13 protein-coding genes and 3 pseudogenes are annotated in these 20,760 nt (G+C 61.7%); 10 read left to right on the top strand and 6 right to left on the bottom strand.

Going from position 1 to position 20,760, the window contains the following annotated elements; all coding sequences use genetic code 11:
- Position 1: 1 nt before the first annotated feature.
- The 9 genes and pseudogenes from EI969_RS16630 (at position 2) to EI969_RS30270 (ending at position 10,457) form a co-directional block, all read left to right on the top strand.
- Entirely contained in the window at positions 2-1,009 is a 1,008-nt protein-coding gene (locus EI969_RS16630; protein WP_160388740.1) for a flavin reductase, read from the top strand.
- A gap of 79 nt (positions 1,010-1,088) precedes the next feature.
- Complete coding sequence (locus EI969_RS16635) at positions 1,089-2,510, top strand: MFS transporter (protein ID WP_160388741.1); 1,422 nt, start codon at positions 1,089-1,091, stop codon at positions 2,508-2,510.
- A gap of 63 nt (positions 2,511-2,573) precedes the next feature.
- Positions 2,574-2,987, top strand: coding sequence for a GFA family protein (locus tag EI969_RS16640; protein WP_160388742.1), 414 nt, complete (start codon positions 2,574-2,576; stop codon positions 2,985-2,987).
- 225 nt (positions 2,988-3,212) lie between these two features.
- Positions 3,213-5,024, top strand: a pseudogene (locus EI969_RS16645) (DUF1302 domain-containing protein); the annotation flags it as partial.
- A 26-nt stretch (positions 5,025-5,050) separates the two neighbouring features.
- Positions 5,051-6,424 carry a DUF1329 domain-containing protein gene (locus EI969_RS16650; RefSeq protein WP_160388744.1) on the top strand — a complete coding sequence of 458 codons (1,374 nt, stop codon included), beginning with the start codon at positions 5,051-5,053 and terminating at the stop codon, positions 6,422-6,424.
- Positions 6,425-6,631: 207 nt separating this feature from the next.
- Entirely contained in the window at positions 6,632-7,666 is a 1,035-nt protein-coding gene (locus tag EI969_RS16655; RefSeq protein WP_160388745.1) for a YeiH family protein, read from the top strand.
- 213 nt (positions 7,667-7,879) lie between these two features.
- Positions 7,880-9,220, top strand: coding sequence for a putrescine-ornithine antiporter (potE, locus tag EI969_RS16660; RefSeq protein WP_160388746.1), 1,341 nt, complete (start codon positions 7,880-7,882; stop codon positions 9,218-9,220).
- Positions 9,221-9,268: 48 nt separating this feature from the next.
- A complete protein-coding gene (locus tag EI969_RS16665) occupies positions 9,269-10,174 on the top strand; it encodes an amino acid ABC transporter substrate-binding protein (RefSeq protein ID WP_160388747.1) in 906 nt (301 codons plus the stop codon).
- 28 nt (positions 10,175-10,202) lie between these two features.
- Positions 10,203-10,457 carry a hypothetical protein gene (locus tag EI969_RS30270; RefSeq protein ID WP_178120703.1) on the top strand — a complete coding sequence of 85 codons (255 nt, stop codon included), beginning with the start codon at positions 10,203-10,205 and terminating at the stop codon, positions 10,455-10,457.
- Between the two features lie 364 nt (positions 10,458-10,821).
- On the opposite strand, the gene EI969_RS16670 is transcribed toward EI969_RS30270, so the two are convergent.
- The 4 genes and pseudogenes from EI969_RS16670 to EI969_RS16680 all read right to left on the bottom strand — a co-directional run bounded on the left by EI969_RS16670 (position 10,822) and on the right by EI969_RS16680 (position 16,058).
- On the bottom strand, positions 10,822-12,522 hold the full coding sequence (locus EI969_RS16670; protein ID WP_160388748.1) for a TrkA C-terminal domain-containing protein: 1,701 nt from the start codon (positions 12,520-12,522) through the stop codon (positions 10,822-10,824).
- 359 nt (positions 12,523-12,881) lie between these two features.
- A pseudogene (locus EI969_RS31010) lies at positions 12,882-13,856 on the bottom strand (methyl-accepting chemotaxis protein); the annotation flags it as partial.
- A 312-nt stretch (positions 13,857-14,168) separates the two neighbouring features.
- Positions 14,169-14,447 (bottom strand): annotated as a pseudogene (locus tag EI969_RS31015) (PAS domain-containing protein); the annotation flags it as partial.
- A gap of 273 nt (positions 14,448-14,720) precedes the next feature.
- A complete protein-coding gene (locus EI969_RS16680) occupies positions 14,721-16,058 on the bottom strand; it encodes an MFS transporter (RefSeq protein WP_160388750.1) in 1,338 nt (445 codons plus the stop codon).
- A 159-nt stretch (positions 16,059-16,217) separates the two neighbouring features.
- Between EI969_RS16680 and EI969_RS16685 the strand changes: the two genes are divergently transcribed.
- The gene (locus EI969_RS16685) at positions 16,218-16,784 is read left to right on the top strand and encodes a nucleotidyltransferase family protein (RefSeq protein WP_256678322.1); all 567 of its coding nucleotides are present in this window, start codon (positions 16,218-16,220) and stop codon (positions 16,782-16,784) included.
- Between the two features lie 15 nt (positions 16,785-16,799).
- On the opposite strand, the gene EI969_RS30275 is transcribed toward EI969_RS16685, so the two are convergent.
- Positions 16,800-17,585, bottom strand: coding sequence for a hypothetical protein (locus EI969_RS30275; RefSeq protein ID WP_178120704.1), 786 nt, complete (start codon positions 17,583-17,585; stop codon positions 16,800-16,802).
- Positions 17,586-17,659: 74 nt separating this feature from the next.
- A partial coding sequence (locus EI969_RS16690; protein WP_160388751.1) for an Ig-like domain-containing protein occupies positions 17,660-20,760 on the bottom strand: 3,101 nt, incomplete at its 5' end.

The following is a 20,760-nucleotide window of genomic DNA, read 5'->3' on the forward strand; positions in this document are numbered from 1 at the left end:
CATGAACACCACCAATTTCGATCCCAAGGAGTTCCGCCAGGCACTTGGGTCTTTCACCACAGGTGTCACCATCGTCACCACCCGTGGCGAAGACGGGCAGGACTATGGCCTGACCGCCAACAGCTTCAACTCGGTGTCCCTTGAGCCGCCGATGGTGCTGTGGAGCTTGAGCAAAACCTCGTCAAGCGCACCTGCCTTCATGACGGCCGAACACTTCGCGGTGCATATTCTCGCGGCCGATCAGGAGTCACTGTCGAACCGCTTTGCCAAACGTGGCGAAGACAAGTTCGCCGCTCTGCCGATCCAGCGCGGTCCGGGTGACATCCCGCTGCTCGAAGGCTGCTCGGCGCGTTTCCAGTGCCGGACCACCTACCGCTATGAGGGCGGCGATCACATCATCTTCGTCGGTGAAGTCGTGGCCTTCGACAGCTTCGACAAGTCGCCGCTGGTCTTTCACAGCGGTGGTTATGGTCTGTTGCTGAAGAAGAACAGCGACCTTGCGCACGCAAGCTCCAACTTTGGCGACGACTGGCTTGGCTTTCTGCTGGGGCGCACCTACTACCAATTGCTCATGCCGATTCGAGAGCGCCTCAGGGAGCAGGGCCTGCGCGACATCGACTACGAGTTGCTGACCATACTCAGCCTGGGCGATGGCCGCACCCTGGCCGACCTGCAGCATCTGGTCGCGATCACGGGCCAGGAAGTGGCGGCGAAAGACCTGCAACCGCTGGTCGAGCGTGGCCTGCTGGTCATCGACCAGGATCGCCGGGTGCACTTCACCGAGCAGGGCCGTCGTTTCGCCATTGAGCTGCTGGCCTTTGCCAAGGCTGCCGAAACGTCCGCCGAGCAGGGGCTGAACTTCGAGGAAGCACAGCTGCTGAAGATGCTGCTCAAGCGTGTGATCCGCTCGACGGGCAGCGAACTGCCGGCGTACTGGCGCAAGGAAAACTTCTGGCGTGAAAATAGCGTCTGGACTCAGGCGCTTTGCCAGGATGCCACGCCTGGCTGAACCGGCTTGGTCCGATGGCCTGCGCCGCAGGCAAGTGTCTGAGTTCCTCCCTTGAAAACAACAACAATGAGGCAGAACGATGTTGCACAAATCCGATGCTGCCGTGAGCGGTGAGCAACCCTGGCTGGGGGTGAGCCGGCATAGCGCGTGGTATGCCGTCTGTACCCTGTTGCTGGCTTATGTTTTCTCCATCATGGACCGGCAGATCCTGACCCTGCTGGTCGGTCCGATCCAGCATTCGCTGGGTGTCAGCGATACCCTGATGGGGCTGTTGCATGGTTTCACCTTCGCGGCGTTCTACGCCGTGGTGGGGATGCCGATTGCCCGGCTGATCGACCACGGCAACCGACGCATGGTGATAGCCGTGGGTGTCGCCCTGTGGTGCCTGGCCACGGCCGCGGGCGGGCTGGCCAGCGAGTACTGGCATCTGTTGCTGGCGCGTATCGGCGTGGCGGTCGGCGAAGCCGTGCTGATTCCGGGCACGGTGTCATTGCTGGCGGACCTGTTTGCGCCCGGGAAGCGGGGCAAGGCCCTGGGCGTCTTCGGTGCCGCCGGCCCGTTTGGCGCCGGTGCGGGTTTGCTCATCGGTGGCACGGTGCTGGGGCTGTTCACCGCTGCGGCGCCCACACTGCCGCTGCTGGGCAAGCTGGAGGCCTGGCAACTGACGTTCCTGACACTCGGTCTGCCGGGGCTGCTGATCGCCTTGCTGGTGACGGCCATCCCCGAACCACGAGCCCGAAAACGCCGGACCCGACAGCGCGTGCCCGAGGCCGGTCAGCTGCCGTTTTCCGAGGTCATGGCCTTTCTTCGCGCGAACCGCAGAAGCTACGCGGCCTTGATGCTGGGCGGCGGGTTCTTCTACATGGGTGTGTACGCCATGAGCAGTTGGGTGCCGACCTTCTTCGTCCGTGAGTTCGCATGGTCCTACGCCGAAATTGGCAAGCAGCTGGGCCTGTACCTGTGTTTCCTCGGTCCCTTGGGGGCGTTGGTCGGCAGCTGGCTGGGCGATTACTGGCGCAATCGCGGCGTGGTCCATGGCAATTTGCGGGTCGCCCTGGTCGGCAGCCTCGGCCTGACGCTGAGCAGTTCGGTCATGTTGCTGATGCCCACGGCGCAGCTGGCGCTGATCTTCCTCGCGATCTCTTGCCCGTTCTGGTTCATCTTCTTCGGTGCCGGGCCTGCGGCCATCCAGGAGAGTGCTCCGGCACCGATGCGGGGTCAGTTCGCGGCGATGTACACCGGCATCATCAATCTGCTGGGCGCCGGACTGGGCCCCGTAGCGGTTGGCTTGCTGACCGACTATGTGCTGCACGACCTGGCGGCGATCAAGTACGCGATGCTGATCGTCTGCCTGCTGTCGGGGCTGCTGGCCTGTTTCTGGTTCAGCAATGGTTTTTCATCGTTCGGGCGCACCCAGCGCCACGCGGCCATCTGGAAACCCAGCTCTGCCACCCCTGACCAAAGCGGCATGACCGCGCCCCGGCATTCGCCTTTGCTTTAGCGCACGGCGCCGCCCGGCGCCGGCAACAAAACCTGCCTGTTTCATTCATAAGGAAAAACTTCCATGACCAGCATCGATGGTGGCTGCCTGTGCGGCTGCGTTAAGTACTCCAGCCACGTGGCGCCACTGACCACGGCCGTGTGCCATTGCACGGACTGCCAAAAACAATCGGGCAGCGCTTTCTCGATCAACCTGCTGTTGCCGGCCGAGGGTTTCGTCGTGGCGGGCGAGACGCTCGCCAGCTACGAGAAACCCGGTGGCAGCGGCCATCCGGTGCGGCGCTTTTTCTGCAATGCCTGCGGCTCGGCGTTGTACTCCGAAATAGCGGCCATGCCAGGCGTGCTGGCAATCAAGGCCGGAACCCTGAGCAATGCCGCGCAAGCGCAACCGGGCATGCACCTTTGGTGTGCCTCGGCGTTGCCATGGGTCGCCCCGGATCGCGATTTGCCGTGCTTTGAACAATCGCCGACTACCTGATCAGCAGACCAAGCGCCTGCTGGTCAACCACGACATCAACCCGCCGGACTTCCTCTAACCGCTCGGTAACGGGAAGTCTGGCCTGGAAATTCCCTTTTCCGGCATCCGTCACATAAAAACAAAAACAACAACCCGACAGGGAACCGCATGAAAACAACAACAACGCGTGCCGAGTTCAAACTGAAGGCGCTTGCAAGCGCCATTGCCCTGGGCTGCGTCACGCAAGCGCAGGCGGTCAATTTCAACGTCGGTGAAATCGAAGGACAGTTCGACTCCTCGTTGTCGATCGGCGCCAGTTGGTCGACAGCCAACCCGGACAGCAATCTGATCGGCGTCAATAACGGCGGCAAAGGGTTGTCGCAAACGTCGGACGACTCGCGCCTGAACTTCAGGAAGAACGAAACCTTCTCGAAAATCTTCAAGGGCATTCATGACCTGGAGTTGAAGTACGGCGATGTCGGTGTGTTCATGCGCGGCAAGTACTGGTACGACTTTGAACTGCAGGACGAGAGTCGCCCGTTCAAGGACATCGACAACGATGGGCGCAAGGAGGGTGCGAAGTCCTCCGGCTATCAACTGCTCGATGCGTTTGCCTACTACAACTACAACCTGGCCGACCAGCCAGGCAGCGTGCGACTGGGCAAGCAAGTGGTCAGCTGGGGGGAGAGCACCTTCATCCAGAACGGCATCAACTCGATCAACCCGGTCGACGTCTCCGCCTTTCGCCGTCCGGGTGCGGAGGTCAAGGAAGGCCTGATTCCGGTGAACATGTTCTTCGTTCAGCAAAGCCTGACCGATAACCTGTCGACCGAGGCGTTCTACCAGCTCGAATGGGACCAGACCGTGGTAGATAACTGCGGCACGTTCTTCGCCCAGTCGGATTTGGTCGCCGACGGTTGCACCGACAACCTGCGCCTGCTGACCAACAACCCGGCAGCGGGCAACCTGATCAACAGCCGCTTGCCGGGCACAGCCCTGGACATCAACCAGAACGTCGAAGGCACCCGGGTCAACCGTGGCCCGGACCGGGATGCGCGCGACAGCGGCCAGTGGGGCCTGGCGTTGCGCTACATGTTCGACCCGCTGGACACCGAGTTCGGCGCCTACTTCATGAACTACCACAGCCGCGCGCCGTTCTTTGGCGACACGGCCCCGGCGCAAAGCGTCTACAACGCAGCCGCTCCCTTCGGCGCCGCCGCGCCGCTGGTGGTCGCGGGTAACGCGCATTACTTCATGGAGTACCCGGAAGACATCCACCTGTATGGCCTGAGTTTCTCTACCACGCTGCCTACCGGCACGGCATGGCAGGGCGAAATCAGCTACCGGCCCAATGCGCCGGTGCAGCTGAGTACCACTGACTTGTTGTTCGCCGTGGTCGATCCGCTGAAGGCCAGCGTCAGCCCGCTGTACGGCAACGCCTCGTTGCTCAACGGCACCCCGGGCAGCGACCTGCAAGGTTACCGCCGCAAGGAAGTCACTCAACTGCAGACGACCTTCACGCACTTCTTCGATCAGGTGATGGGCGCCGAACGCCTGACGCTGGTGGGTGAGGTCGGGGTGGTTCACGTCGGTGGTCTTGAGTCCACCGACAAGGCCCGTTATGGCCGTGATCCGGTGTTCGGCCCTGGCGCATTGCCGGCCACTGGCGCAGTGAACACCTGCCAGGCGCTCAACCAGACCACCATCAATGGCGCCGTCGGCAACACCGGTGCCACGCAAAACCTGGTGCGCAATTGCGACAGCGACGGCTTCGTCACCGCCACCTCATGGGGCTATCGCGCACGGGCCATCTGGGACTACAGCAACGTCTTCGCCGGGGTGAACCTCAAGCCAAACGTGGCCTGGTCCCACGACGTCAACGGCTATGGCCCCAACGGCCTGTTCACTGAAGGCACCAAGGCCGTGAGCCTCGGGCTGGATGCCGAATACCGCAACACCTACACCGCGAGCATGAGCTACACGAACTTTTTCAACGGCAAGTACAACACCCAGGTCGATCGCGATTTTCTCGCCCTCAGCCTCGGCGTGAACTTCTAACGGATCAACATGAGAAAGGCATAACAATGAAAATCACCAGAAATCTGCTGCAAATCGGCGCTCTTTCCCTGTCGCTGCTGGCAACCGGCGTCATGGCTGCCGTGCCCGCCGATCAGGTCGCCAGACTGGGTGCGAGCCTGACACCAATGGGCGCCGAGAAGGCTGCCAATGCCGATGGTTCGATTCCGGCCTGGACCGGCGGCCTGCCCACCAACGCCGGCGCGGTGGATGCCAAGGGTTTCCTGGCCGACCCGTTCGCCAATGAAAAGCCACTGTTCAGCATCACCGCGGCCAACGTCGAGAAATACAAGGACAAGCTGACGCCGGGCCAGCTGGCGATGTTCCTGCGCTACCCGCAGACCTACAGGATTCCGGTGTACGCCACCCACCGTACGGCAGCGTTGCCCGACGAGATTTACAGCGCGATCAAGACCAGCGCGGCCAAGACCGAAACCCTGGGAGGCGGCAACGGTCTGCAGAACTTCAGTGACAGCCGCTATTACGCCTTCCCGATTCCGGCCAACGGCGTCGAGGTCGCCTGGAACCATACCACCCGCTATCGCGGCGGCAACGTGCACCGCTTCGTCACCCGTGTGCAGCCACAGACCAATGGCTCGTTCACCATGGTGCATTTCGAAGACGAGATTTCTTACCCGAGCAATCTGCCGGACCTCGAGAAGAGCAAGGCCGAGAACAGCCTGTTTTTCTTCATCCAGCGGGTAACCGCGCCAGCACGTCTGGCGGGCAACGTACTGCTGGTGCACGAAACCATCGACCAGGTCAAAGAGCCGCGCATGGCCTGGCTCTACAACGCCGGTCAGCGCCGCGTGCGCCGCGCTCCGCAAGTGGCGTACGACGGGCCGGCCACCGCCGCCGACGGCCTGGCCACCTCCGACAACTACGACATGTTCAACGGCGCCCCGGACCGCTACGACTGGAAGCTGATCGGCAAGAAAGAACTCTACATCCCGTACAACAGCTACAAGCTCGATTCGCCGCAACTGAAGTACGACGACATCATCAAGCCCGGCCACATCAACCAGGACCTGACCCGCTACGAACTGCACCGCGTCTGGGAAGTCGAGGCCACGCTCAAGCCGGGTGAACGGCATATCTATGCCAAGCGCCACATGTACTTCGACGAGGACACCTGGCAACTCGCCGAGGTCGATCACTATGACGGCCGTGGCCAACTGTGGCGGGTCGCCGAAGGTCATGCGCAACAGTATTACGACCATAAGGTACCGGGTTACACCGCCGAGACGTTGTATGACCTGGTGTCCGGCCGTTACTCGGTCCTGGGCCTGAAGAACGAGGAAAAACGCAGCGTCGAGTTTGGCGTGAAAGCGTTGATGGCCAATTACACCCCGGCAGCCCTGCGCCAGGAAGGGGTGCGCTGATCCGCCAAGTCCCCGCGATGTGCCAGGGATGGCCTGTATTCGCGCTGTGCATACCATGAATGACGGATATTCACTTCCGTCATTATTCGACGTTTGATTTAGTGCGCCTCATCGTACAAATGCATGTGAACCCAAGTCATGAAAAACAAAAAAAACAGGCAAATGGGAAGGGCCGTTCCTCAACGAGGCGAGTTGGGGAGCAGTGTCATGATCAAAGATGTTTACTACGCATCTTCCGGCAGTTTCCTGCGCAGATTCTCAGGCCGTGTGCAAACACTTGGCCCAGGCCTGATGGTCAGCCTGGCAATCGCCATGGCTTCCGCTTTCATTGCCGACCATTACGGCGGCCCCACGTTGTTGTATGCGCTGCTCTTTGGCATGACGTTCCACTTCTTGATCGAAGACGGCCGTTGCCTGCCCGGCATCGAGTTTGCCTCGCGCACCATCCTGCGTTTTGGCGTCGTTCTGCTCGGTGCGCGAATCACACTGGAGCAGATCGGCTCACTGGGTTTTGAAACGGTGATTGCCGCCGTGCTGGCAGTCGCCGCGACCCTCTGTGTCGGTTGGGCCAGCGCCCGGCTGCTCGGCCAGCGTGCCGACTTCGGTGTACTCACTGGCGGTGCCGTGGCGATTTGCGGCGCATCGGCAGCACTGGCGATCTCCGCGGTGCTGCCCAAGCACGAGAACAGTGAACGCGACACCCTGCTCACCGTCGTCGGCGTCACCGGCTTGTCGACATTGGCGATGATCACCTATCCCATCCTCTGCAAGCTGCTGGGCCTGAGCCCCGAGCAGACCGGCACTTTCCTCGGCGGGACGATCCATGATGTCGCCCAGGTGGTCGGGGCGGGCTACATGATTTCACCGGTCACCGGTGATATCGCCACAGTGGTGAAGTTGCTGCGTGTGGCCCTGTTGGTCCCTGCGGTCGTCGTGGTTGCCTGGCTGTTCCGCCGCCAGCATGCGGGCAACGAGCGCGGGCGCATTCCTGTGGTCCCCGGCTTCCTGGTCGCTTTCATGGCCTTGGTGGCAATCAACAGCACCGGGGTCATTCCACACGCACTGACCAGTGGCATGAACGACTTGTCACGCGGTTGCCTGGTTTTCGCCATCGCCGCACTGGGCGTAAAAACCTCTCTGCAGAAATTGGCAGAGGTGGGCTGGCGACCGATCGTGATGCTGGTGGGTGAAACCTTCTTCCTGGCCGCCCTGGTCATGGGCCTGCTGTTCCTGGTGCGCTGAATAGTAAAAATGAACTATACCCAATAGTGCATTCGCTCCTGACCCCCGGGACACATGCCTTTGAGGTCCGAGGAACTCCAGCGTCAGCGAACGGCACGGCACGGCACCCAACCGGTTCAAGTGCTCGAGCAGTAAGCATTAGCCCCTGTCCGGCCGCGTGCCGCACGTCGCCAGGCCCAGGTTCAAAACTCTGAACAAGGCAAGGAGTTTGCGATGGCTGATTCAAGCAAGAAAATGGGCCTGATGGGGCTCACGACGCTGGTGACGGTCAACATGATGGGTTCGGGCATCATCATGTTGCCCACCAACATGGCGCAACTGGGTGCCGTCTCGCTGCTGTCATGGATCTTCACCGCGATCGGCTCGATGGCCATCGCCTACTGCTTTGCCCAGTGCGGGGTCTTCTGTCCGCGTTCGGGCGGTTTGTCCGCCTACACCGAGGAGGCCCATTCAAAGTCGGGCTTTTTCCTCTGTTCGTACCTGTACTTCCTGTCCCTGGCCATCGCCAACGTGGCCGTGGCCATTTCGGCGGTAGGCTATATGACGGCCTTCATCCCCTGGCTGGGCACCGGTGCCATTCCACTGTGCGTCGGCACGATCGCGCTGATCTGGCTGACCACCTTCGCCAACTTCGGTGGCCCGGGCATCACCGGCAAGATCGGCGCCTTCACGGTGTGGGGCGTGATCATTCCGGTCGCGGGCCTGAGCATCATCGGCTGGTTCTGGTTCAAGCCCGATGTGCTGGCCGCCGCCTGGAACCCCAACAGCCTGCCGATTTCCGAAGCCATCGGCAAAGCCATCCCCCTGACCCTGTGGGCCTTCCTCGGTATGGAATCGGCGGCCCAGGCCACCGATGCCGTCGAAAATCCCAAGCGCAACGTGCCCCTGGCCTGCCTGTTCGGCACTCTGGGTGCCGCCGTGGTCTATGTGCTGTCGACCACTGTCATCCAGGGCATCATTCCTAACGCGGAACTGGCCAAATCCTCGGCCCCCTTCGCCTTGGTCTACGCCACGATATTCAACCCGATGGTGGGCACAATCGTCATGGCCCTGGCGGTGATGGCGTGTGTCGGCTCGCTGCTGGGCTGGCAATTTACCCTGGCGCAAACCGCGAAGATGACAGCTGACCAGAACCTGTTCCTCAAGCTGTTCAGCAAGGTCAATTCGATGAATGCGCCCGTCGTCGGCATGATCGTCTGCGGCGTGCTGCAGACCCTCATGGCCCTGTCGACCATCTCGCCCGACGCCGCCGCCCAGTTCAGCAAGCTGGTCAGCCTGGCCGCGGTCACCAACCTGATCCCCTATATCACCGCACTGACCGGCCTGTTGGTGATCATGCACAAGGCCGGGGTTTCGTCGGCGATTCACACGCGTAACGTGGTGGTCTTGCTGATCGCCATCACCTACTCCTTGTACGCCCTGTATGCCTGCGGCAAGGACGCAGTGATGGGTGGCACCCTGGTGCTCGCTGTCGGTTACCTGCTCTATGGATTCCTCGCCAAGCGCTTCACCGAAGCGCCATCCGCCAACCAGGCCAGGGCCGGTAATCCTTAGGCGTGGCCATCAGGATTGCACAGACATCTGCATACGGGGAAACCGGACATGAACGCACCATTTGCCATAACCACCAGACTGCTGCTGGCCTTCGCACTCTTGACGCTGCCGCTGGCGGCCGGCGCCAACACCCTTGAACGCGTGCGCAGCAGCCACACTTTTACCTTGGGCTACCTGCCGGACCTGGCCCCTTTCAGCAAGCAGGAAGGCGACAAGGCCAGCGGTTATGCCATCGACCTGTGCCTGAAAATCGCCGACACGCTCAAGAGCGAGCTGGGCCTGCCCGACCTGCAAGTGCGCTATCAACCGGTAACGGTTGCGGACCAGGTCAGCGCCGTGAGCCAGGGCAAGGTCGATATCCTCTGCACGCCGACCGCGCCCACCCTGGAGCGGCGCAAGATGATCAGCTACTCCATCCCGGTCTACACCGCCGGCCTCTCGGTCGTGGTGCGCAACGATGCGGGCGAACCCTTGCTCAATGTGCTCAATGGCAAGGTCGCCAACACCGGCCCGACCTGGCGCGCCAGCATCAACAATGGCCTGGCCAACCAGACCTACGCGACCCTCGAGGGCGGGGTGACCGAAGACTGGATTCGCGAGCAGATGCGCCTGCTCAACGTCATCGCCTCGCTGGTGACCGTGGCCAACAACGACGAGGGCGTCAAGCTGGTTGCCGAGGGCAAGGCCGATGCGTTCTTCTCCGAACGCATGCTGCTGCGAAACGAAGTGGCCAAGGAAGGCGCGGCCAAAAACCTGATGATCCTGGACCGCATCTTCGAGTACTCGCCGGTGGCGATGATCGTGGAGCGCAACGACGAAGACTTCCGCCTGCTGGTCGATACGGCCCTGAGTGAAGCCTATTACTCGGGCTTCGTGGCAAAGGCCTACGACCAATATCTGGGCGGGAGCAACGCCACCGTGAAAAAACTTTTCAGGGTGTATGCGTTGCCCTGATACAACTGTAGGAGCGAGCCTGCTCGCGATGGACGTTAACGATAACGCGTGCAACCTGAATAAACGCGGCGCATTTGAATCCATCGCCGGCAAGCCGGCTCCTACAGGTATTGTGCGGTCCTTGCCGGCGATGGTCGCCAACGATAACGCGTGCAACCTGGATAACCGCGGCGCACTTGAGTCCATCGCCAGCAAGCCGGCTCCTACAGGTACTGCGTCATCGGTGATTCCCGGGATTGACGCGGTCTTTTGTAGGAGCCGGCTTGCTGGCGATGGTCGTTAACGATAACGCGTGTAACCTGGATAAACGCGGCGCACTTGAGTCCATCGCCAGCAAGCCGGCTCCTACAGGTACTGCGTCATCGGTGATTCCCGGGATTGACGCGGTCTTTTGTAGGAGCCGGCTTGCTCGCGATGGACGTTAACGATAACGCGTGCAACCTGGATAAACGCGGCGCATTTGAATCCATCGCCGGCAAGCCGGCTCCTACAGGTATTGCGTCATCCCGGGATTGACGCGGTCTTTTGTAGGAGCCGGCTTGCTGGCGATGGTCGTCAACGATAACGCGTGCAACCTGGATAAACGCGGCGCATTTGAATCCATCGCCAGCAAGCCGGCTCCTACAGGGATTTGCGTAAAAACATATTTAATTGGCAAAGACCATGGCGAAGTAGCCGAGGACCGTCAGCAGGATCCCCGAGACTGCAAACGCGACCGGAAAACCGACCCAGGGCACGTTGCTGCCGATCTCCGCCGCGGCCTCAAGGCACGGGCCGGAATGACTGCGGGCACCGGCCATGCCACCCATCAGTACCGCCGGATTGATCTTCATCACGTGATAGCCAACCACCCAGACGGCGAACGGCGGCAGCATGCAGGCGACGAAACCCACCAGGAAAATCTGCACAGCGAGCATCCCCGTCAGTTGAGCGAGCAGGGTGGCGCCGGCATTGATCCCGACAATCGCAACGAACACCAGCAGGCCGATGTCCTCGAGGATGTTACGCGCTGCGTTCGGCGTATTGCCGAAGAAGCGCAGGCGCGAGGACAGCGACGAGACGATGATGCCCGAGACCATCAGGCCACCGGCGCTCCCCAGGCCGACAGAAGCACCAAAGGCGGGGAACTGGATCAGACCGATCAGCAGCCCCAGGGACATTCCGACAAACAACGTTAATAAATCGGTGATGCTGCTGGGCCGGGCGATAACCCCGAACAACTCGCCCGCGCGTTGCACGGCGCTGGACAGGCCGGTGACAAACAGCACGTCGCGACGCTGCAGCCGCGTCTCTGGCCCGACGGGCAACGGCACACCGCCGCGCTGGATGCGAGTCAACTGCAGCTGCCCGGCCAGGTCCAGGCCGCGAAACTCCTTGAGCGGCTTGCCGATCACGGCTTTCTCGGTCACCAGGATCTCCGCGTGGTCCAGGGGGACGGCGAGCGCCCTGGCGTCATCGACCTCCGGGCCGATCAGGCCGATGTTGGCGGTCAGGCCTGTGCGTGTGCTGCCTAGGGTAATCACATCCCCCAGTTGCAGCTGGATGTCAGGATCCGCCCCTATCGCCTCATCATCGTGATGCACGTTGACGATGCGATACTCCGGGAAACGAGAGAGAAACTCGCGGATGGTCAGGCCGGCAGTCGTGCGGTTTTCCAGGCGATAAGCACGCAATCCGAAGGCCTTGTCGGCGGTAATACCGTCGTCCTCGAGATCATGCATCCCATGCTGTTCCTCATAACGACGGGCTGCCGCCCTGGCATCGACCCCCCACCAGCGCGGCATGTACTTGCACATCAGCACGATGCCGACGGTGCCCCAGATGTAGGTGATGCCGTAGGACAGGGTGATCATCGCCGACACCCCTTCGACGGTGTCGCCCGGTGCGAGGCGGACGGCACCCGAGGCAACCGCCTGTTCGGCCGAGCCGATGGCGGATGACATGGTCGTGGCCCCGGCGAGGATTCCGCCGGCCGCGCCGGTCGGCAGGTCGAAAAGCCGCGTGCCCAAGACCACCACGGCCAGACTGAACACACTGCAAATGACCGCGAGGACGGTGAACTTCAGCCCGTCATCCTTCAGGCTGTTGAGAAAGGAGGGACCGACGCGCAAACCGACCCCGTACATGAACAGGTAGTAGAAGAGGTTCATGGTGAACGTGTCGAGCTTGTAGGTGATGCCATAAAGGGAGGCGGCAATGGCGATGCCGCAACCCACCACGATGGCGCCGCCGACGGTACCCAGCCCGTAACCCTTGATGGTGAAGCGGCCGATCAGCACCGCCAGGCTCACCACCACGAACAGCAACAGGTAGGGGTTGGCATTGAGAAACGCGAAGAGTGCCTGCACGGTTTGAATCCCCCGATTTCGCTACGTTGATGCCTGACGTCAGAAAAGCCTCAGGCAGTAGCGTAGCGTGTGAAACCGGGGAGGTTGACCCAAGTACCAGACCAGTAAAGTCCATGGCTTTTCCTCCCGCTGTGAGGAAAAGCCTGAGCAGACCTTTGGCAAGCCTTCAGTGGTCGATCAGACAATACCGACAAACGACAGGATGAACAGGATGATCACAACAGCACCGACGAGGTAGATAATGTTGTTCATGGCTTCAGCGCTCCATCTGGATGGGGATGCGAAACAGAGATGTCTATACAGCTGACACCTTCGCTCGCATTTCCGTTCCGCAATCCATTTTGCCGGGGCGCTGATGACTATCGACTGAAGCGCGCCGCCAGGCTGTGCAGGTACTCGGCCATGACTTCCAGGTCCTGGCTGATCGCGGCGCCTTGCTTGGCTTGCGCGGCGCTGTGATCACAGAGTTGGGCGATACGCGTGATCTGTTGATTGATGTCTTCAGCCACGTGGCTCTGTTCTTCGGACGCCGAGGCCATCTGCTGGCTCATTCCGGTAATCCGGGTGACGGCCTGGCTGATGCCGACCAGAGCCGTCTGCACCGCCTCTACACGCTGCATGCTTTCGCGGGACATCTGCTCGCCACGGCTGGCCGTCGAGACGGCGCGATCGGCACCGCTATACAGCGAAGCGATGATGCCGTGGATCTGCTCGGTGGAGGTACGGGTGCGTTGTGCAAGGGAGCGCACCTCGTCGGCCACCACGGCAAAACCGCGACCTTGCTCGCCAGCGCGGGCCGCCTCGATCGCCGCATTCAGCGCCAGCAGGTTGGTCTGTTCGGCGATGGAGGTGATGACATCCACGACACTGCCGATCGATTGCGTTTCGCTGGCCAATGCATTGACCGCCTGGCCAATCTCGTTGACCGCCTCATGCATGGTTGCCATGGCGCTCAGGCTTTGCTCCGCCAGCTCAGTGCCGTCACGGGTCAACTGGTCGACCTGCGACGCGGCATGTGCGGTGTTGATGACGTTCTGGGTGACTTCCTGGATGGTCGCGGCCATCTGGGAAATGGCGGCGGCGGACTGATCGGTTTCACTGCGCTGACGATCCAGCGACTGCGCCTGCGAGCCCGAGAGTGCCGATGATTGCGCCGCCTTGGCCTTGACGTTGACCCCGGCATCGACGAGCCGGCTCAAGGCGGTCTGCAAGCGCGCTTCCTCACTGAGCATGGCCATGTCCAGGCGCCCCTGGGGACCGTGGTTGTCGCTATAGGTGAGCGCGACCAACGGATCGGAAAAGGCTTTCGGATGCTCGGCCAGGGTGCGCTCGATGGCTTTGCGCTGTCGGGACTCGATCAGGTACCAGGCAAAACCCAGGCTCGCCACCAGGACCCCTTGTGCCGCCGTTTGTGCCAGCCACTGGCTGCCCAGCAGTGAAACCCCGCCAGCCAGCAGCAGCGGCCAGCCGTGTTGCAGCGGCCGAAAAATCCGCGCGCTGCGGGCAACGATCGGCTTGCCGGCGCGCATCCTGGCATAGAGTGCCGCTGCCCGACCGACCTGGTCGCGGCTGGGCAACGAACGAACCGACTCGTAGCCACTCAGGCGACCGTTTTCATAGATGGGCGTGACGTAGGCACTGACCCAATAGAAATCACCGTTTTTCGAACGGTTTTTCACAAGGCCCATCCAGGGTTTGCCTTGCTTGATGGTGTGCCACATATGAATGAACACCCCGGGTGGCATGTCGGGGTGTCGAACCAGGTTATGGGGCTGACCGACCAGTTCGTCGTAGGTGAAACCGCTGATGGCCACAAAGGCGTCATTGCAGTAGGTGATGCGGCTGTCGAGATCGGTGGTGGAGATCAATCGCTGTTCGGCAGGGAATACTCTTTCATGCTCGGTTACGGGTAGATTCACGCGCATACGGTGCGGCCCCTCGGATTATTATTATGATGTTGAGCCTATAAAGCAGACGCGCCCAGGCATGGCGCCGGGCCCGACTAGGAATTTATGGGTGGGGGGGACAGGCGGCGATTCATTCGACGACAATTTCTTTTCATTTCATGACAAATCCACGATGTCGAAGTGGAATTGTGAGGGACGTCGAATCGAGTGGTTTGTGGGGCGCAGAATGCGCGCAAAGCCCGGTGGATCACCGGGCTTGCTGAGTTGATACCGTTTGGCTCGTTTCGTGTTTCAGGCCGATGCGCTCACTCCTGCGCCTTTCTCCGGCGCCGCAACATCATGCAGGGAAATCCTCGAGGTCTCCGGTAATGCCAGTCCACCCGCCAGCGCGAGCAAGGCAACCGCGATCAGGTAGAACGCCGGTGACAGGTTGCTGCCGGTGGTGCTGATCAACCACGTCGCCACCAGCGGTGCGGTGCCGCCGAACAGGGTGTAGGCCATGTTGTAGGTGATCGCCGAGGCGGTGTAGCGAGTGCGGGTCGGGAAGGTTTCCGAGAGCAGGGCCGCTGTCACCACGCCGCACAAAACCGCGCCGATCGCCAGCAGCATCACGCCGACGACGGACGCTGCGAACGAGCCGGAGCTGGCCATCAGGAACGAGGGATACACGACCACGATCAACAGTGCGCAAGCCGTCATCACTGTCTTTCGACGCCCGACCCGATCCGAATACAAACCGGCCAGCGGGCAGATCGCCGCGGCGAACAGCAATGCGATCAGTGACACCAGCAACGCCGTGGCGCGACTCAGGCCACCGGCGACTTGCAGGTAGGTGGCGAAGTAGGTGGTGAACATATAAAACGACAGCGCCGTCAGCGACACAAAGGCACCCAGGCAACAGATCGCCGCCCCATGGTTGCGCAAGGTTTCCTTGAGTGGCGAGTGGGCGACTGCATGTTCCTCGGTCACCGCCTGGAATGCCGGTGTCTCGTCGAGCTTCCAGCGCAGGTAGAGCCCGACCAGGCCCAGGGGCGCGGCAATCAGGAACGGCAGGCGCCAGCCCCAACTGCCCATCGCTTCGGCGGACAATGAGGCCTCGAGTGCGTAGGCCACCACGGCAGCCGCGGCGAAGGCGGAAAAGGTCGACACCGGAATGAAGCTGCCGTACCAGGCGCGTTTGTCATTCGGTGCGTGTTCCATCAGGTAGGCACAGGCTCCTGCGTATTCGCCGCCGGCGGAAAAGCCCTGGGCGCAGCGGATCAGCGACAGCAGTATCGGCGCCATGACCCCGATCGCCGCATAAGTGGGCAGCAGGCCGATCAGGGTCGTCGCCCCGGCCATCAACAGAATGGTCATCGCCAGGGTTCGCTTGCGCCCGATCCGGTCACCCAGCATGCCGAAGAAAATCCCGCCAAGGGGCCGAAAGGCGAAGGCCACGGCGAACACCGCAAAGGTCTTGAGCAGCGCGGCACTGGCGTCGCCACTGGGGAAAAACTGCTGGGCGATGGTCGTGGCCAGAAAGCCATAGACGGCGAAGTCGAACCACTCGACGAAATTGCCGATGCCGGCGGCGACAATCACTCTTCTCAGCGTTTTCGGGCTGACCTGTTCCATCGTTGCGCTCGTCATGCTTGACCTCGACAATTCGTCAGTAAGCTATCGATTATCAGGGCAGGCTCTGCGGCGGTTTACTTCAAAAGTGTCATCCACATAGTCAGTACCGACGTCTTGGCGTTAAATTGCCCGCTGTTCGCCCACCAGGACTTCAACGATTCAAAAGGGATGAAAATGACATTGACTGTCGAAAGCCTGATCAGCATCGCAATGACCAATCCGGTCAACGCAGCACTGGCCGTGCGTCTGCCCGAGCTTGGTCTGCAGCAATGCATGCTCACCGCCGGTTGCCTGTTCCAGGCTGTCTGGAATCATCAGACGCAGCAACCGGTAGCGTGGGGCGTGAAGGATTACGACGTCTTTTACTTCGATGAAGACCTGTCCTGGGAAGCAGAGGATGAGGTCATCCAGCGTGCCCGGGGTCTGTTCGAGGACCTTGAGGTGAACGTCGAAATCAGGAATCAGGCGCGTGTGCACCTGTGGTACAGACAGCGGTTTGGCGGGGAGTACCCTCAGCTCCGGTCGGCCAGGGACGGGGTCGATCGCTACCTGATTGCCGGTACCTGCATGGGTTTGGATGTGGCAACCGGCGAGGTCTACGCGCCCAATGGGCTGGCCGACACAGAGCAGGGGCTGCTTCGAATCAATCCAAGGAATCCCAGGCCAGACTTGTTCGATCAGAAAGCCAGAAGTTATCAGGCCCGCTGGCCCTGGCTCAGGATCATCGAACCCCAGCGTTGAATTGTAGATGCTGCCTCACGCAATCCGGGGAACTGTAGGAGCCGGCTTGCTGGCGATGCATTCAAGTGCGCCGCGTTCATCCGGGTCACACGCGTTATCGTTGACGACCATCGCTGGCAAGCCAGCTCCCACAAGGGACCGCACCATACCTGTGGGAGCCGGCTTGCCAGCGATGGACTCAAGGGCGTCGCGTTTATCCTGGTTGCACGCGTTATCGTTGACCACCATCGCTGGCAAGCCAGCTCCCACAAGGGACCGCACCATACCTGTAGGAGCCGGCTTGCCGGCGATGGACTCAAGTGCGCCGCGTTTATCCTGCTTACACGCGTTATCGTTGACGTCCATCGCTGGCAAGCCAGCTCCCACAAGGGACCGCACCATACCTGTGGGAGCCGGCTTGCCAGCGATGGACTCAAGGGCACCGCGTTTATCCTGCTTACACGCGTTATCGTTGACGTCCATCGCGAGCAGGCTCGCTCCCACAAGGGACCGCACCATACCTGTGGGAGCCGGCTTGCCGGCGATGGACTCAAGGGCGCCGCGTTTATCCTGCTTACACGCGTTATCGTTGACGACCATCGCTGGCAAGCCAGCTCCCACAAGGGACCGCACCATACCTGTAGGAGCCGGCTTGCCGGCGATGGACTCAAGGGCGCCGCGTTTATCCTGGTTGCACGCGCTATCGTTGACGACCATCGCGAGCAGGCTCGCTCCCACAAGGGACCGCACCATACCTGTAGGAGCCGGCTTGCTGGCGATGGACTCAAGGGCGCCGCGTTTATCCGGGTTACTGACGTCCATCGCGAGCAGGCTCGCTCCTGCAATAAAAAGGGCCTCAAATCCTTGAGGCCCTCGTTGCTACAGCCAGTTCTGACTCAGTTCTTCACGACTGGCACCGTCACGGTTTTGCCGAAGGCCGACTTGATGGTTGCTGTCGGGGCTGTCGCCGGGCCGCTGCCGACGGTGGTCACCGCTATGTTCCAGCGTGCGCCGGTAGGCGTGGTGGTCAGGGTGGCGTTGCCAAGGTTCACCGTACCGGTGGTGGTCGTGGCAGTCGCCGAGATGGTATTGCCCGTGCCGCGCGAGGTGGTGCCGGACAGCACCCAGTAGTAGCGACTGTTGCTGCGGGAGGTGACGGTAGCGCCGGTGACGATCAGGTTCTCGACGACCCCTGCGGTGACCGCCACAGACACCGTCGCCGGTTCCGATTGTGCACCAATGGCATCGGCGGCCTGATAGGTGAAGGTCGCGGTGAACGGTGCGGCGATCGTGGCCGGTGGTGTGTAGACCACGCGCAGGCCATCGGTGCTGACGCTGCCCTTGCCAGAGTCCGGTTGCGCCAGGCCCACCACTTTGAGCGGCACGTTACCGTCTGGGTCGGTGTCGTTGGCCAGCACGTTGATGGTCACCGGTTGGCCTGTGTTGCTGATGGCGCTGTCAGGGTTGGCGACCGGTTTTTTGTTGTCGCCTTCGTTGTTGCGTCTGTCGCCCGTGCGGAAGGTTGGCAGCGCGGCGGAGTTGACGTAGGTCACACCGTCCCAGCCGGGCAGGGGTGTTGGCATCAACTGGAACTGGCCCGGATTCTCGACGTCCCAGCGCATCAGCATGGAAGTGTCTTCGTGCTGGGTGTTGTGGCAGTGCTCCAGGTAGGTCCCGGCGAATTCGCGGAAGCGGATCGCGATGTCCACGTCCACCGTACTGTCGATGCCCTGGCCGATGAGATAGACGTCCTTGCGCGCCCATTTCTCCCATTCCGGCGGTGCCTTGCCGTCGCGGCTGAGGACGACGCCTTCTTCGAAGTGCACGTGCACCGGGTGGCTCCAGCCGTTGCCGCCGTTCTTGATTTTCCACACTTCCAGGGTGCCGTCGCCGGAGAAGCCGGCAGGGGTCGGGCCAGTGGCCAGTTGCGGCGCGGCGCTGATCCGGCGCAGGTCGGCGCGTTCGCCGAAACCACCGTCGGTCTTGATCGTCCAGGGTTCTTCGTCGGTACCGTCCGAGCGGCCGAAGATGAACTCGCGATGCCGCGCCTGCTGCAGCTTGGCCTGCATCGCTGGATCGTCGCGGTTGATCGTCAGCGGGATCATCACCTTGCCCACCGGTTTACCCGGTTTGGCGGGTTCGTAGTCAGCGGGGTTCATGGCCACGTCCTGGCCGGCATAAGGCTGCACCACCATCTGCATGAACTTGCCCACCGTCGGGTCGCCCAGGTCCCATTCCAGCCCCTTGCTGCCGAGTTTGAGCACCGCTTTGTACTTGCCGGACAACACGTCGGCCAGGCTCAGCGGAATACTCTCCGGCCCCTTGCCGCTCTGGTGTTCCATCAGGTTGACGAAGTACAGCTTGTCGCCGGTCCGGATCCCGTATTTGGAGAAGTTGACGATGATGTCGAAGCGCTCGGCAATGCCCTGGGTGGGCAGGATGGCGTTGTGGTCCTGCACATCGCCGTCGGCGTCCAGGTCCATGCTGCCGTCGAACGGCACGGCGTGTTCCATGAGGTTGCCGTCGTTGGCGATCATGTGGAACGGCACGCGGGTGTAGGACAGGCCGGAACCCGCCGGACCGGGGAACTCGCCACTGGTGCCGGCGATTTCACGCACCAGCGCGATCCTGAAGAAGCGCGACACCGAGCCATTGAGGATGCGGAACCGATAGCTGCGCGCCCGCACGTTGAGGCGCGGCTGGTACTGCCAGTTGACCAGGATCTGGTCGCCGAGGAAGCCGTCAGTATTGAACGGGTTGAACCACAGTTGGCCGTTGGCATCCCAGGCCTTGTCGGCGATCATCAGGTTGACGTCATAGTCGCGGTTGCCCCAGGGCAGCGCCGAACCGCTGGGCAGGCGCAGGTTGACGCCGTCCTGCAGCGCTTCGTTGCCACGGTCCATGGCGCTGTAGTAGTTCATCATCGTCGCGTTGCCTTTGTAGACATTCTGCGCGGTGAAATCGAGCATGTGGTCGTGAAACCAATGGGTGCTCATGGTTTCGCGCCAGTCGCCACGGATCTTGATGGTGCCGTTGTTGCAGGTCTTCATGCCCGGCGTGGCGTCGTTGACATACAGGGTTTCACCCGGTGCGCAAGGGAACGCCGCGCGTGCATCCTGGGCATTGGTATTGATGCTGTCGTAGCCGGCCAACTGGATCGGCCAGCGATAGTCGTAGTACTGCCCCGGAAAGAAAAACGCATTGGCATAACCGTCGCTTTCGGCCGGGGTGTGGCCGTTGTGTTCGTGGGTGCTGAGGGTGTGCAGGCCAAAGCCCATGTTGGCCGCCGGATCGATCGGCAGGGCGTTGTAGTGCCGCATCAGCACGCCCTGACCGTAACGCACCATCAACAGTTTTGGTGGAAAGGTGCCGTCGAAGGTCCAGAGTGCCTTGTGGTTCTGGATCGGCATGTTGGGGTGAAAACGCGTGTCGATGCCCTTGGTGGTACCGGCAATGATCGGCGTGTCCGAAGTCTGGTTGTACAGCCCGCCCGGTCCGAACTCGCCGACGGCGTAGTTGTGCAACTGGCGGCGGTCGCGCATGCCGCCGTTGAGCTTGGCGCCCGCCTGCGCGGTCTTGAAGGCGACCTGTGGGTAGAACTCGTTCCAGCGCTGGTGCGACCAGCCTTTTCCCGGTGGACGACCTTCAGCCGGCGAGCCGACCGGATGGCGGTTGAGGAAGGCTTCGACCTGCGCCTTCCACGGGTTGCGGTCCAGCACATTGGAATACTGCGAGGGGAACGGATACAGCCCCGGCTGGCGCATGAAGGCTTCCAGCGCCGCGGCCGAAGGGCCGCTGCGGGCGATGCTGTTCGGGTCCTGCGTGGGCGCCGGGCCGATGATCGGAGGCGGGAAGGTCAGCGGCGGCGCGGGCAGTGTCGGGTCGAGTTTTTCCGTGCCGAATTCTTCGAACAGCAGCAGTTGTTGCGTGTACGGCAAGGCCCCGAACAACGGGCTGGGCTTGCCGTTGGTGGGGATCTTGAACGATGTCTGCAGGG

This window comes from Pseudomonas sp. PB101 (genome assembly GCF_009764265.1).
Taxonomy (GTDB): domain Bacteria; phylum Pseudomonadota; class Gammaproteobacteria; order Pseudomonadales; family Pseudomonadaceae; genus Aquipseudomonas.

Coding starts and splice junctions, on each gene's coding strand:
- EI969_RS16630 (WP_160388740.1), top strand. CDS start 2: ATGAACACCACCAATTTCGATCCCAAGGAGTTCCGCCAGGCACTTGGG.
- EI969_RS16635 (WP_160388741.1), top strand. CDS start 1,089: ATGTTGCACAAATCCGATGCTGCCGTGAGCGGTGAGCAACCCTGGCTG.
- EI969_RS16640 (WP_160388742.1), top strand. CDS start 2,574: ATGACCAGCATCGATGGTGGCTGCCTGTGCGGCTGCGTTAAGTACTCC.
- EI969_RS16650 (WP_160388744.1), top strand. CDS start 5,051: ATGAAAATCACCAGAAATCTGCTGCAAATCGGCGCTCTTTCCCTGTCG.
- EI969_RS16655 (WP_160388745.1), top strand. CDS start 6,632: ATGATCAAAGATGTTTACTACGCATCTTCCGGCAGTTTCCTGCGCAGA.
- potE (WP_160388746.1), top strand. CDS start 7,880: ATGGCTGATTCAAGCAAGAAAATGGGCCTGATGGGGCTCACGACGCTG.
- EI969_RS16665 (WP_160388747.1), top strand. CDS start 9,269: ATGAACGCACCATTTGCCATAACCACCAGACTGCTGCTGGCCTTCGCA.
- EI969_RS30270 (WP_178120703.1), top strand. CDS start 10,203: ATGGACGTTAACGATAACGCGTGCAACCTGAATAAACGCGGCGCATTT.
- EI969_RS16680 (WP_160388750.1), bottom strand. CDS start 16,058: ATGACGAGCGCAACGATGGAACAGGTCAGCCCGAAAACGCTGAGAAGA.
- EI969_RS16685 (WP_256678322.1), top strand. CDS start 16,218: ATGACATTGACTGTCGAAAGCCTGATCAGCATCGCAATGACCAATCCG.
- EI969_RS30275 (WP_178120704.1), bottom strand. CDS start 17,585: ATGGACGTCAGTAACCCGGATAAACGCGGCGCCCTTGAGTCCATCGCC.